Source organism: Streptomyces sp. NPDC098789, from assembly GCF_044759975.1.
Taxonomy (GTDB): domain Bacteria; phylum Actinomycetota; class Actinomycetes; order Streptomycetales; family Streptomycetaceae; genus Streptomyces.
This window is the reverse complement of the sequence record NZ_JBIWAJ010000009.1, coordinates 120135-133240: the sequence shown is the minus strand read 5'-3', so window position 1 is coordinate 133240 and position 13106 is coordinate 120135. Positions and strand designations below refer to the sequence as shown.

The 13106-nt window shown below is 72.8% G+C and carries 9 protein-coding genes; 5 read left to right on the top strand and 4 right to left on the bottom strand.

Annotated features, from left to right (window positions below; translation table 11 throughout):
- Positions 1 to 294 precede the first annotated feature (294 nt).
- The 5 genes from ACIQWR_RS20175 to ACIQWR_RS20155 all read left to right on the top strand — a co-directional run bounded on the left by ACIQWR_RS20175 (position 295) and on the right by ACIQWR_RS20155 (position 6784).
- Positions 295 to 1974 (top strand): chitinase, encoded by a 1680-nt coding sequence (locus tag ACIQWR_RS20175; RefSeq protein WP_404011463.1) that lies wholly within the window; start codon positions 295 to 297, stop codon positions 1972 to 1974.
- Positions 1975 to 2111: 137 nt separating this feature from the next.
- Positions 2112 to 2423 carry a PAAR domain-containing protein gene (locus ACIQWR_RS20170; protein WP_404011158.1) on the top strand — a complete coding sequence of 104 codons (312 nt, stop codon included), beginning with the start codon at positions 2112 to 2114 and terminating at the stop codon, positions 2421 to 2423.
- A 176-nt stretch (positions 2424 to 2599) separates the two neighbouring features.
- On the top strand, positions 2600 to 4627 hold the full coding sequence (locus ACIQWR_RS20165; RefSeq protein WP_404011155.1) for an ATP-binding protein: 2028 nt from the start codon (positions 2600 to 2602) through the stop codon (positions 4625 to 4627).
- Between the two features lie 263 nt (positions 4628 to 4890).
- Positions 4891 to 5082 carry a LysM peptidoglycan-binding domain-containing protein gene (locus ACIQWR_RS20160; RefSeq protein ID WP_404011153.1) on the top strand — a complete coding sequence of 64 codons (192 nt, stop codon included), beginning with the start codon at positions 4891 to 4893 and terminating at the stop codon, positions 5080 to 5082.
- Between the two features lie 373 nt (positions 5083 to 5455).
- Positions 5456 to 6784, top strand: coding sequence for a hypothetical protein (locus ACIQWR_RS20155; protein ID WP_404011150.1), 1329 nt, complete (start codon positions 5456 to 5458; stop codon positions 6782 to 6784).
- A gap of 49 nt (positions 6785 to 6833) precedes the next feature.
- Here the strand turns inward: ACIQWR_RS20155 and ACIQWR_RS20150 are convergent, their stop codons facing one another.
- The 4 genes from ACIQWR_RS20150 to ACIQWR_RS20135 are packed head-to-tail and all read right to left on the bottom strand — an operon-like array spanning position 6834 to position 13102.
- The gene (locus tag ACIQWR_RS20150; RefSeq protein WP_404011148.1) at positions 6834 to 7940 is read right to left on the bottom strand and encodes a lantibiotic dehydratase C-terminal domain-containing protein; all 1107 of its coding nucleotides are present in this window, start codon (positions 7938 to 7940) and stop codon (positions 6834 to 6836) included.
- Entirely contained in the window at positions 7876 to 10929 is a 3054-nt protein-coding gene (locus tag ACIQWR_RS20145) for a lantibiotic dehydratase (RefSeq protein ID WP_404011145.1), read from the bottom strand. Before ACIQWR_RS20145 ends, ACIQWR_RS20150 begins: the two co-directional genes overlap by 65 nt.
- A 54-nt stretch (positions 10930 to 10983) precedes the next feature.
- Positions 10984 to 11715, bottom strand: a complete 732-nt coding sequence (locus tag ACIQWR_RS20140; protein WP_404011142.1) for a DUF4255 domain-containing protein — start codon at positions 11713 to 11715, stop codon at positions 10984 to 10986.
- A gap of 52 nt (positions 11716 to 11767) precedes the next feature.
- On the bottom strand, positions 11768 to 13102 hold the full coding sequence (locus ACIQWR_RS20135; RefSeq protein WP_404011140.1) for a hypothetical protein: 1335 nt from the start codon (positions 13100 to 13102) through the stop codon (positions 11768 to 11770).
- Between the last annotated feature and the right edge of the window lie 4 nt (positions 13103 to 13106).

The following is a 13106-nucleotide window of genomic DNA, read 5'->3' as shown; positions in this document are numbered from 1 at the left end:
CGGACGGGCCTCCGTAGCGCCGCACGCACGTCCAGCCGAGGCTGCCGCACCCCGGTACGGCCCGGAAGAGCCGAAGGTCCGTCACCCGGCGTGTCTCCCGGGGCCCAACGACTCCTCCCCCATGGGCATTTCGACCCCAGTTCGGCGCCTTGAAGCTGACTTCAGAGTGAGTTAAGGACACTTGTCCGGTTTAGCTTGATTTGCTCAGTAATCACCGTTGTTGACTGGCTGTGTGGCCCGTCCGAGAGTGATCACGTCTCCTCCCCTCCCCCACACACTCCCGGAGTGACGCACATGCAGATCTGGAAGAGCCGACGCGCCCGCATCGCCATCGGTGCGACGGTCATCGGAGTCGTCGGCACGTCCGTTCCCCTCCTCGCCCACGCCGGAGCGGATCGGCCGATCGAGGCGTCGCTGCGGACCGAAAAGGGGTCCGTGTGGTACTCCGGCGGGGAGTTCACCCTGCGCAATGCCTCGGGCACGGCCGATTCCAACTGGCGGCTGGAGTTCGACGTCCCCGAGGGCACGTTCGCCAACTACGGCGAGTGGGCCACCAAGACGACCCGGAAGGGCACCCGGGTCGTCATCGAACCCAAGGCCGGGCAGAGCATCGCGCCCGGCTCCACCCTCACCATCGGCTACGGCGTCCAGGGCGACGGCAACAAGCCGCTGTCGGTGACGGGCTGTTCCCTGGACGGTGCCGAGGTGAAGGGCTGCGCGGGGGGCGGCCACGAAGAGGGTGGCGAGGAGGAGGGCGGCGAAGAGGGCGGCGCCCCGGACGAGCAGGCCCCCAGCACCCCCCAGCAGGTGACCGGCAAGGCGGTGGACTCCACGTCCGCACAGCTGAAGTGGAACGCCTCCACCGACAACGTGGGCGTCACCGGCTACGACGTCTACCAGGGCAAGGACAAGATCGCCTCCGTCGACGGCAAGACCCTGGAGCACATCGCGAGCGGACTGAAGCCGCAGACCCCGTACACCTTCACGGTCCGCGCCAAGGACCGCGCGGGCAACACCTCCCCCGACTCCGCACCCGTCACCGTCACCACCGAGAAGGCGCCCGCGCCGTCGGAGAAGAAGCGCTGGCTGACCGGCTACTGGCAGAACTTCGACAACGGGGCCGCCCGCCAGAAGCTCTCCGACGTCCCCTCCCAGTACAACCTGATCGCCGTCTCCTTCGCGGAGGCCGCCCCCGAGAACGGTTCGATCGGCTTCAAGCTCGACCTCGCGGGCACCGGCTACAGCAGCGTCGAGGAGTTCAAGAAGGACATGGCCGCCCTGCGCGCGGCGGGCCGCAAGGTCGTCGTCTCCATCGGCGGGGAGAAGGGGAACGTCCTGGTCACGGACGCGGCGTCGGCGACCCGGCTCGCGGACTCCACGTACCGGCTGATGCAGGAGTACGGGTTCGACGGGATCGACGTCGACATCGAGCACGGCAGCCTGAACGCCACCCACATGGCGGACGCCATGCGCAAGCTGCGCCAGAAGGCGGGCGACGGCCTGGTCATCACGGCCGCCCCGGAGACCCTGTTCATGCTGCCCTCCGGGGTGAAGGAGGAGCGCAGCTACCTCAACTTCGCCCTGAAGATCAAGGACATCCTGACGATCGTCAACACCCAGTACTACAACTCGGGCTCGATGAACGGCTGCGACGGCAAGGTCTACGAGCAGGGCACGGTGGACTTCGTGGCCTCCCAGGCCTGCGCCGTGATCAAGGCGGGCCTCCCCGCGGAGAAGGTCGGCCTGGGCCTGCCCGCCACCCAGCGGGCCGCCGGTGGCGGCCACATGGACCCGGCGAAGGTCAACGACGCCCTGACCTGCCTGACGGACGGCAAGGGCTGCGGCACCTTCAAGCCGGCGCAGACCTGGCCCTCGCTCGGCGGCGCGATGAGCTGGTCGACCAACTGGGACGCCACCAACGGCAACCGCTTCGCCGAACTGGTCGGCGGTCACCTGGGCACCGGCAAGCGCTGACGCCGGCCCAGGACGTACGGACGGCGCGAGCACGATCGTCACCCTTCGATGACAAACGGTCTCCTCCTGCCCGTCCGCCTCCCGCCCGACGCACCGTACGGTCGCGTTGGACGACCCCTTTCGGAAGGAGCTGCCCCATGCCCGCCGCAGCACGGGTGACCGACATGCACACCTGCCCCATGCAGACCCCCGCGGTCCCGGCCCCCATCCCCCATGTCGGCGGCCCCATCCTGCCGGCGCCGGGCAAACCGCCCACCGTCCTCATCGGCAAGCTGCCCGCGGCCGTGGTCGGCAACCAGTGCGTCTGCGCCGCCCCGGCGCCGGACATGATCCTCGCCGGCAGCTCGTCGGTGATGATCGGCGGTCTGCCGGCGGCCCGCCAGGGAGATGCCACCGTCCATGGGGGAACCATCGCAGTCGGCCTGCCGACGGTGATGATCGGCGGCTGACCCGGACCGCCCCGGGCCGGGACCGGTGTCCGCCTTTGCCCGTCCCCGTCCCCGTCCACCGCGGACGACGGACGAGAACCGGGCACCCGCCTACGTGTCGGTGATCCGGGCCCGCTCGCGACCGCGGGGCGATGCTCCCGCAACCACGCCCGCGCACCGAAGGAAACCGCCCCCGCATGACAGCGACGCCCATCCGCACCACGCCCGTCTCCCTGTTCAGGGAACGTGTCGACGCCGTGGAGGAACGGCTTCGACACCTCTACATACGCCACGAGACCGGCGCCCCGGCCGACGCGCCGCCGGAAGTGGACGAGGAGGACGAGGCCTACGAGACGTACGAAGCGGACTTCGCAGACCACTCCGACGGTGAGGACCGCCAGGACCGCCCGCGCCCGTCCCGCACCCGGCCCCGGTGGCCCGATGCCGGGCAGCTGGCCGAACTCGACGCGCAGGGCGACCGGTTGGCCCGGCTGGTCCGCGGGTTCGGCCTGACCGAACGGGAGACGGACCTCCTGCTCACCTGTCTGCTCCCGGAACTCGACCCGGTCTGCGGCACCGCCTTCCGGTTCCTGAGCGGCCGGCCCTCCTCCCGTCCCACCGTCTCCGTGGCCCTCTCCACCCACGGCATCACCGTGCCCGAGGCCATCGCCTCCGGTCTGCTGCGGCCCGGTTCGCCCCTGCTCGAAGCGGGGCTGCTGGTCTACGAGGATCCCGCCGAGGCGTTTCCCCACAGGCTGCTCCAGGTCCCGGGCCGGCTGGTCGACTTCCTCGTCGGCCGCGACGGCGGCCCCGAAGCGGGCGGCGCGCCCTGGCTGCGGGTACTGCCGGCCTTCCCCGGAGCCGCCCACGGAGCCGATCCCGAGCACGCCGCTGCCCTCTGCGACGCGCTGGGTACGGACCCCGACCGCACCCGATATCTGCGCCAGGGCATTCGCGGCGAAGCCCTCCCCGCCGCCCGGGAAGCCCTCGCCGCCCACGGTCTGGTGCCGCTGCTCCTCGACCCGGAGGCGTTCGTCGTCGCCGCCGCCGACACCCCGCCCTCGCGACTCGCCGAGCAGACCGCCCTGGAGGCCCGGCTGCTGGGGGCCGCCGTCCTGCTGCCCGTGCCCCCTCCCGGTACGGCCACCGCCGAACGCACCGACATGCTGCGCCGCATCGTCTCCCACCTCGACGCGGCCCCGCTGCCCCTGCTGCTCTACGGCGCCCAGCCCTGGTCCGCCTTCGAGTGGGACGCCCCGCTGCCCGTCGAGAGCGACCTGCGCTCCGCCGTCGCCCGGCATCCGCGGGAACAGATCGGCGCGGCCGCCTCCGCCACCGTGGAGCGCCTGCACCGTGGTTACGCCCTGCGCGCCGCCACCCCCGCCATGCCCGAGGTGCGCGCCGCCGCCCGGCTCAGGGCGGCGGCCGAGCTCGGCTCGCTGGCCCGGCACATCGAGCCGGCCGTCGGCTGGCAGGACCTGGTCCTGCCGGGTGCCGTGCGCCGCCGCCTGGACATGCTGGTCGCGCGGGTCCGCCACCGCGAGGACGTCTTCCGGGAGTGGGGCATGCGCCGGGGCGGCGGCCGCGGCCACGGCACCGCCGCCCTGTTCGCCGGAGAGTCCGGCACCGGCAAGACCATGGGCGCCGAGGCCGTGGCACACGAGCTGGGTCTGGACCTGTACGTCATCAGCCTGCCGTCGATCGTCTCCAAGTACATCGGCGAGACGGAGAAGAACCTCGAACGGGTCTTCTCCGCGGCCGAGGCACTGCAGGCCGTCGTCCTCTTCGACGAGGCCGACTCGATGTTCGCCAAGCGCGGCGAGGTCAAGGGCTCCAACGACCGGCACGCCAACATGCAGAGCGGCTACCTCCTGCAACGCCTCGAAGCCTTCAACGGCCTGGCGATCCTCACCACCAACCTCCGTTCCAACATCGACTCCGCCTTCACCCGCCGCTTCGACGAGGTCGTCCACTTCGAGAGCCCCGGCCCCGACGTCCGCGCCCAGCTGTGGCGCGGCCTCCTCGGCGACGCCGCCCCCGCGGACCTCCCGGTCGACGTCCTCGCGCAGGCCTACGACCTGGCGGGCGGCAGCATCCGCGCCTGTGTGGAGAGCGCCGCCTTCGAAGCGGCGGCGGCGGGCCGCCCGGTGAACGGCGAGGACCTCCTCGCGGGCATCGAGACGGAATACACCAAACTCGGCCGCCTCTTCGGCCGGGTGGGCTGAGCCCCGAGCCGCCCCCACACGCCTCGGCCCGGTGCACGCGGCGCGCAAGGGCGCCGACGGCGTCTCCGCGTGCCTGCCCCGGCCCCAGGGCCCGCGCAAGCAGGTGCTCGTGGTGAACGGGGTGAGCGGCGACCCGCTGTACGAGAAGCAGCATCTGGCTCTCCAGCAAACTCACCAAGGACCAGTGGAGGGATGCGCAGCGGGCCGCCGGGACGAACTTCGTCTTCAGGGACAAGGTCACCTGCAAGAGAAACCGTGTGCCCATGTGTCAGAAGGAAGCCTTCCGCGTGTACACCGTGAGGGCTGGGGACTCACTGCACTCCGTCGCCACGAAGGAACTCGGGAACATGAACCTCTGGGCCAGCATTTACGCGTCCAACAGGCGTGCCATCGGGAAGTTCCTTTTCACCCTCAAGGCGGGACAGGAGATCCTTCTTCCCATGCCGACAGCGTGAGTTGCTCTCGCCCGACCCTTCGCTCCGGTCCTTGTCCGAAGGAGTACTGCGAAAAGACCTATTGGGACTTGACCTCATTGTGGGAGACCTGTTCCGAATCATCGGACACATCGTCAAAGACCAATAGGCGTAGGCTTGGTGTAGCCGCATAGCGGCGTCCAGGAACCGGGTTATACCCGGCCCCCCAGGAAGGATACGAATGCCTGGAAAAGGGAATTACGCCTTCGTCGACCCCAAGCGGTTGAAAGGCGATCTGCAGAGCGGTGGCACACCGCCGCCGTCATATCGCGCGGTCGGGTTCGACGCGTCCGCCCCAACCGCTCCTCTTTCAGCGGGTCAACGGAGTTCCCCGCAGCAAGCGCCCCAACAGGGCATGGACGACCAGGCGGCCGTCAGGCTCCAGCAATGGGGCATGGGCATGAACGTGACGTCCGTGCCCAGAGCCGTGCTCGATCAGTACGGTACGGCTCCGCCCCAGGTGGACCCGCACGTCGCACTCGCGCACGGAGTGCTGCCCCATCAGGTGAGCGGCCTGGTGAGCGGGATCATCGGTCTTCCGGCGGGGCCCATCGGCATGGCCAGTGACATCCTCGAACTGCGTAAACGGTGGCATGCGCGCAAACGGACACCGGGCCTGGAATCCTCGCCGCAGAGCCAACCGATGACGTATGCGCAGACGTCGCTGGGAGCGAAGTCGGCGTCCCTGGCCGAGCAGACCATCGGTACGGCCACTTCGGGTGTGTCGCTGGCCAAGGGCGGCCTCACCCTGGCGGAGAACGCCGTGAGCGGTTTCCACGTCCAGGCGTCGGCGCTCGCGGGGATGTCGTACTTCACCGGCCCGGTGGGTACCGCCGTCGGCGCGTATCACGTGGGCAAGGGCGTGAGCAGCCTGGTCCGCGGCGGCGACGTGAAGGCGCGGCTACGGGAATGGCCCGGAATGCCTCCCTACGCGCACACGGCGGAGGGCAAGGAGTGCGTCGAGAAGGTCGAGGCACTGAGCGCGCGGCGGAACGGGCTCCTCAAGGAGATCCTGGAGCCGCGTGACGCAGGGGACCTGGCGTGTGAACTGCACGCGGTGTCCACCCTGCTCGTCGAGGCCCAAAGGGACCTGAAGGCGCATGTGGAGCCCTATCAGGAGCTCCGTGACCAGCTCGCGGGCCTCCACGAGTACGCCGTGGAGCAGCGCTCTCGGCGGCAGGTCAAACGAGCCGCCCAGCTGGGTACCGACGGACTGGGGACCGCCGGGGGTGCGATCGGCATCGCGGCCGTGGCCGGAGCCGCCATCCCCGTCGCCGGATGGGCGGTCGCCGGTACCGTCGCGGCGGCGTCGATCGGGACGGGGGCGTACAAGGTCTCCCGGTCCGTCTACAAGCGGTACCAACGGGCCGCGTGGGAGCCGGGTGATCTCAACGCGAGCGCGAAGTTCTGGCGGGCCCTCGCCCTCTGGCGCCCGGTGGGTACCTCGACCCGGCAGGTGCTGGCCGCGCGGCTGTACGAACTCGCGGCAGGACCTGACGGTCCGGCCTCCCAGGCTGCTCAAGAGCTCCTTCGGGCGCTTCAGTTGGGCCACGAGGACTTCGCCGAGCACCGGCGCCTGGACGGCAGGGTCATCCTGACGGAGGCGGAGTGGCGCGACTCCCTCCGCGCCCCCGTGGAGGAGAAGGCGTGGATCGAAGCGATTGAGAAGAAGCTGTCGACCTGATGGCCGCGGGCCGGAGCGTTCCTGACGACGGGGCGGTACCCCGTCGCGTTCAGGTACGCCCCGGCCCGGCCAGGTCGTGAACGGCCTGGGCGTGGAGGAGCCGGAGGTACGTCTCCTGCTGGCAGCCGATGCCGACCCGGTTGGTGAACTGGTGGGCGGCCCGGCCCAGTACGTGGTGGGCGGCGATCGCCCCGTCCGGCGGGCGTCGGGTGCCCTCCCAGGCCGATTCCGGGTACAGCTCGCTCAGCCCCGCGGGGGCGTACGCGCCCGCGGCGGCGAGGGTGGTCAGCCGGGCGGCCAGCGTCCGTACCGAGTGCGACCACGCGGCGGCCGGGCCGGTGCCCCGCCCGCGCAGTGCCCGCGGGTCGGCGTCTTCGTGGAGCGCGACCGGCCGGGGCCCGCCGCCGGCCGCCCACAGCCGACGGGTCTGCTCGCGCAGGCTCGCGCCCCGCGCCCGGTAGGTCGCGTGGGCCTCGCTCGCTATCCGCCGCCGCTCGGACGGGCGCGGGTGGGCCAGGATCGCCTGGGGGTCCGTCAGCCGCGCGCAGTCGGCGATGCTGAGGCCCGACGCGGCCAGCGCCATCGTCAGGTGCGCGAGCGCCACGTTCATCCGGGCCTGCCGGGTCGCCGGCCCCGCCAGCAGGGACAGCGCCAGGTTGCTCGACTGGGCGAAGTGCCGTTCGACGGCGGTGACCGCCTCCCCGTGCCCGCACCAGTCGGGCTCCCGGACGTACGGGACCTCCTCCACCGTGTCGGCCGCCCGCACCGACCGGTCGGCGGCGTCCAGGCGGTGCGCGCGGGCGTAGGCGGTGACCGACGCGGCGTAGGACGGGGCCGTGACCGGGGCCGGTGTGGGATGCGCCGCCAGGTGCGCGGCGAGCCGCCCCTCGGCGGCCCGACGCACGGCGCCGCTCTGCACGGGCTGGGCCGGCAGCAGCCGCAGCCGGATGTGCGGCCCGCCCTCCCAGGAGCGCTGGAAGAACCAGCCCCGCAGCAGGCCGACCTCCTCCAGCCCGCGCACCAATGGGCTCACGGCCCGGGACAACAGCAGGTCCTGGTCGCCCCAGTGGTACACGTGCAGGCTCACCCAGTCATCGGCCGCGGCCCAACCCCTGCTCGGCAGGGGCTGCTTGTACCCCGTGTGTCCTCTGCTCACCACATCGCACCTCCGGTCCATTGATCTCCAGGGCGTACTCGGTCGCCCTGGTCTGCCGCTCCGGGCCGGGCAGGGCCTCCTGGAGGACGAGGACCGCGTCGGCGACCCGGCCCCCGCCCGGCAAGGAGCGGGTGAACGCGGCCAGCAAGGGGTGCACGGCCACGTCGACGTACAGCGGGCGGGGACCCGGCGCCCCGCAGCCCGGCACCACCCGGGCGAAGAACTCCCGCGGCAACCCGTGCCCGTCCAGCCAGGCGGCCAGCCGCACCAGGTAGGTGTGCTCGGGCTCGGTGGGCCTGCGGACCGGGAACAGCCGTACGGGCAGCCGCCAGGTGGCCCGGCGCAGGGTCAGCCGCCCCAGCTCGACGCGCGGCCGGAACCCCACCGCACCGGCCGGCGTGGGCGGTCCCGGGGCGTCCCACGGCAGCCGCTCGGGCGCGCCGTGCACCCCGAACCCGCGCACCAGGAACCGCAGCGCGGGCGGCAGCAGCGGCACCGCCATGCTGCCCAGGTGCAACGGGACCACGACGGAGTCCAGCCGCGCGGAGCGCAACACCGGCAGCCCGGTGGCCGGGTCGAGGACCGCCCGCAGGTCGGTGAGCTGGATCCGCCGCTCCTCGGGGCAGTCGGCGCCGGTGGTCGTGAAGGGGTAGTCGATGCGGTGGGCGACGCCGGGGGTGCGCAGGTTGAGGTTCGAGCCGAACGCCCCGTCGGTCTCGGCGTACACGCGGCCGGGCACGGTAGCGGTGTAGCGGGGGCGGGGCGCGGGCGCGGGTGCGGTTGCGTCGGCCGGGTCGGCGTCGCGGCGGGCGGCGTCCTGGTCGCGCAGCCGCTCGTAGCGGGCGCGGCCCGCGCCGAAGCCGGTGCCGAGGCCCGCGAGGACGAGCCGCTGCGGAGCGGGGCCGCGGTCGTGCTCCGGATCCCCGGCCGACGGACCGTCTTCCAGCGGTTGGACGAAGCAGGTGAGGGACTCCGGCGCGCGGACATGGGCCGGCAGCTCGTCGAGGAACGCGTCGAGCCGGTCGGCCCCGGCCCGGACCGGACCCGCGCCGTCAGGCCCCGCCGGGTCCCGGGGGCCGTCGCCGAGGAGGGCCAGTGCGTGGGCGCGCAGCCGTGCGAGCTGCCGGAGCGGGCCGAGCGTACTGCCCGCCGGCGCGGCGCCCGTTCCGGCGGGGTCGTCCTCGGGAGATGCCGGTCCGGCCAGCAGGGACAGCAGTTCGGCGGCGCCGATCCGGCCGGGCGCCGGGGCGTGCACGGCGTGCGCGGACTGTTGGACGTACCGGTAGAAGGACAGCAGCGGGAGCCCGTCCGGGAACCGGTCGCGCAGTACCGAGGCCAGCGCCAGCTTGAGCGGCAGGTCGGCGTCGAAGAGCCCGGCGAGGCGGCGGACCGCCTGGAGGTCCGCGCAGACCGGCTGCCACCGCTCCCAGGGCAGCGCCGTGGAGGTGTCCGACAGGAAGCTCTCGTGGAAGGGGGCGCGGGCGGCCGTCCGGGGCCGGGCACGGGCGGGGATCCGGGTCCGCTGGTCGGCGGTCGGGGCCAGGGCGGCACGGCACGGCACGGTCCGGGCGGCGGTGCGGGTCGCTGCCCGCTCGCCGGGGCTGTCGCTGTCCTCGTACGCCCTGAGCAGCCGCCGCAGTTCGCGCAGCGGCGCGGCCACGCTCCGGCTCCCGGGAACGGAAGCAGAGGCGGTAGCGGTAGCGGTAGCGGTAGCGGCGGACGGGGTGTCCGGTGCGCCGGCGCCGTAGGGCAGGCACGGGGAGCGGCCGCCCGGCGGCCCGAGCCAGGCCAGGAGTTCGCCCAGCTGGTCCGGTGCCTGGTCGGCGAAGGGGAGCCGCAGTTCCAGCAGGCCGACGGCGGCCAGGGCGTCGACGAGCGCGTCGGCCTGTCGCGGGGTCCGCCCGCCCAGGGCGAGGAGGTCGGCGCGCAGCCCGCCGAGGGTGGCCCCGCCGGGGGCCTCGCGGACCAGGCGCAGGCAGCTCCGTACGCCCTCGTCCGCGGGCGTCCGGGCGACGGGCTCGCCGGTTTCGGCGCTGAGGAACCACAGGTGGCCGTCCTCCTCGACGGCGCTCGGGTTGACCCGTACGGCGAGGCGGCGGGCCAGTTCGGGGCGGGTGGCGAGCTGCCGGGCGAGCTGTTGGAGCATCCGGGCGCTGGGTTCCACGACGCTGCGCGGGGCGGGGTCGGCCCCGTCGCCGCGACGGTCGTGGTCGGGTGGCGCGGCCGGAGCGTCGTCCGTGCGCGGTGCGTGGCGGAAGGAGCCGTCGGCGGTCACGGTGTAGGTCGCGTACCGGCTGGGCCGGGTGGCGGCCCGGGCCACCTGGCGGGCCAGCAGCCGCAGTACGGTGTCGCCCGGGAGCGCGGCCGGGTCCTGAAGCCACCCGTCGAGCTGTTCGAAGACCTCGGGGCTGCCCTGCACCAGGCCGCGCCGGAAGCTCCGGCCACCGACGGCGGTGCGCAGGGCGGCGGTCGTGGCGGGCTTCTCGGCGGCGTGGATCCCGGCGAGTTCGGCCGTGCAGAGCCGGTAGCGTTCCAGTTCGCCGAGCCACCGCTCGACGCGTTCGCACACCTCGACGGGGAGCGCGTCCCACACCTGCTGGCCCCACACCCAGTCGTCCGGCGGCACCAGCCCGGCGAGCGCCGAGCGCACCTCGGTGACGGCGGGCCGCAGCCCGCTCGCCCCGGTCGTGGAGCCCCGGCCCGCGAGCCGGGCGAGCAGCCCGGAGAGCTGCCGTCCCTCCTCGGCCAGCCAGCGGTGCGCCGGTACGAGGGAGTCGACGGCGGCCCAGGTACGGGGGGCGCGCAGCGCGGTCAGCTCCCCGGCCGGAACTCCGGCGACCCGGACCACGAAGGTCGGTGCGATCCACTCGCCGGATTCCGCTCCTGGTCCGGTGAGCGGCCCGACCCCTGCGCCGTACCGCCCCGCTGCTCCGTCGAACCGCTCCGCTCCGCCGCCGTACCGCTCCGCTCCCCCGCCGAACTGCCGCACTGTGCTGCCCTCCCCGCCCGTGGTCCGAGAATCCCGATGGTGTCGGGATTCAATCTAGGCGTCGGATTTCTCCGTATCCGGGGCAGAAGATGACGGTGTGTATCCACTGGAGTACTTCCGGCCGATCTCCTCCACGTTGCGCCGCGGCCGGGCCGTGCCCCGCGGCCGGGGCGCCCGGGGCCGCGGCTCCGGCGGCACGATCGGCGGATCGAGCGTGGCGGCCCGCAGACCGAACTCCCGGATCGGTTCGGTGGTCACCGTCGTGCCCGGCGGGCTGACGGGCACGGTCACCAACAGGTCCAGGACCGGCCGGGCCGGGGTGCCCAGACCCGACCAGAGCTTCGACGCGGGGGATTCGGCGCCGTCGGGGACATCGCGCAGTTGGAGCGTCGGCCCTTCCGCCAGGGAGACACCTCCGTACACGGACGGGGCGGGCGTCAGCTGCTCGGTGGCGACGCACCACTCCAGCAGGGTGCCCAGCAGCCGGTGCTCGTCGCGCGGGCTGTGGCCCCACACCGTCATGGCGTACCCGAGCCGGAAGGACCGGGGCGGCTTGCTGCGGCCGACGACGACGCCGTTCTCGTCGATGACGTTGGTGTCGCCCGCCTGCCGCTTGGCCACGTCCTCCTCGATGCTGTGCAGGAAGAGGTTCAGGCACAGCCCCGAACGCCGGGCCGCCCAGTCGGAGTTGGGCGTCTCGAAGGCGATCTCCGCGTTCACCCCGCTCAGTGGGCCGGCGCGCAGCTCGCGCTCCAGGGTGTCGTCTACGTGCTGAACGATGCTCATGGGACGGTCGGCTCCTGAGGGGGTGTGGGGCGATGGCGAAGAGGGTCTGCGATCACGCCGGCGGCTTGATCTCCGCGGAGTCGGGGCCCTTCAGCGGGATCAGCTCACCGACGATCACCGCGGTGGCGTCGCAGGTGCTGGGGGTGCCCGGCCCCGCCGAGGGGCCGGCGGATGCGGACGGACCCGGGCCGGGGGACTGGCCACCGGTCGGCGGCGGTTGGCAGTCCAGCCGGAGGGTGACCTTCTCCTTCTCCTTCGGCGATAGGGTCTCCGGAATGGGGACCTCCTTGGGACTGTTCACGGGCTGGCTGGCCTGCTGGATGCCCGAGACCAGCACGAAGAGGGTGCCCGTCCCACTACCGGTGAGCTGCACGGCCTTGAAGGCGAGCCGGTAGCCCTGGGGCACGACGTAGCTGTCCTCCAGCTTGCCGCCGGGCCGACTGCTGACCACGAGCGAGATGGGCACCGTCTTCTTCTTCAGGGCCCCCGCATCCTCCTTGTCCTTCTTGTCCTTCTCGGCCTTCTGCTCGGCCTGCTCCTCCTCCTTCTTCTTCGCGTCCTCCTCCTTCTTCTGCTCCTGCTGGACCGCCTCCATCTGGGTGGGGCCCTTGGCGGACTCGGCCGCGACCTTCGGCTTCTTGCCGCCCACCGGCGAGATCCACAGCACCGCGAACGCGACCAGCGCGGTCACCGCCATGATCAGTCCCTTGAGCACCGGCTTGGGCACCAGCGGGCGCTGCCGGTGGGTGAACGTGGCGCTGGCGTCCTCCGCGTGCTCCTGCTCCAGGTGGATCAGGATCGGCCAGTTGGCGGCCGTCCCGGTGAACATCGGGGTCCGCACCCGGGTCATGAGGGCCACCCGGGCCTGTTCCCCCGGTTTCAGCACCAACCGGGAGCGGCGCAGCGACACCGCCAACGGCGCGTCCTCGGCCTCCGGCGCCACGCGCAGCCGCACCGTCGCCGTCGCGTTGCCGGTGTTCTCCACCAGGACCAGGTTGCTGCTCCACAGCGCCCCGCCGACGCGCGCCCGGTCCGCTTCGATCGTCGCCTCGTGGAACTCGCCGACCTGGATGTCCGCTTCGGGGACGGCCACCGCGGCCGGGTCCTCCACGGAGGCGACCCGGATGGCGAAGGTCAGCGGGCCGGGCGTGAGTTCGCTGTCCCGGGGCAGCGAGAGCGGAATGTTGATCTTCTCGTGGTTGCCGGGGTAGACGGGCAGCTGCCCGAGATCGGGCCCGGCGTCCGGCCAGTACGCGGGCGGCCCGACCAGCCGCAGCTGGTACGCGTCCACGATCCGGCTCTCGTTCCACACCCGCAGGTGCGCGGTGAGGGCCTCGCCCGGGGTGATCACGTCCTCGGGGACGGTGAGTTCGGCTCGTAGGGTCATGTCG

Bases quoted from the DNA above. Each gene is read 5' to 3' on its own strand.
- ACIQWR_RS20170 (WP_404011158.1), top strand. From the start codon at position 2,112: ATGCCCGCCGCAGCACGGGTGACCGACATGCACACCTGCCCCATGCAG.
- ACIQWR_RS20175 (WP_404011463.1), top strand. From the start codon at position 295: ATGCAGATCTGGAAGAGCCGACGCGCCCGCATCGCCATCGGTGCGACG.
- ACIQWR_RS20155 (WP_404011150.1), top strand. From the start codon at position 5,456: ATGGACGACCAGGCGGCCGTCAGGCTCCAGCAATGGGGCATGGGCATG.
- ACIQWR_RS20140 (WP_404011142.1), bottom strand. From the start codon at position 11,715: ATGAGCATCGTTCAGCACGTAGACGACACCCTGGAGCGCGAGCTGCGC.
- ACIQWR_RS20160 (WP_404011153.1), top strand. From the start codon at position 4,891: ATGTGTCAGAAGGAAGCCTTCCGCGTGTACACCGTGAGGGCTGGGGAC.
- ACIQWR_RS20165 (WP_404011155.1), top strand. From the start codon at position 2,600: ATGACAGCGACGCCCATCCGCACCACGCCCGTCTCCCTGTTCAGGGAA.
- ACIQWR_RS20135 (WP_404011140.1), bottom strand. From the start codon at position 13,102: ATGACCCTACGAGCCGAACTCACCGTCCCCGAGGACGTGATCACCCCG.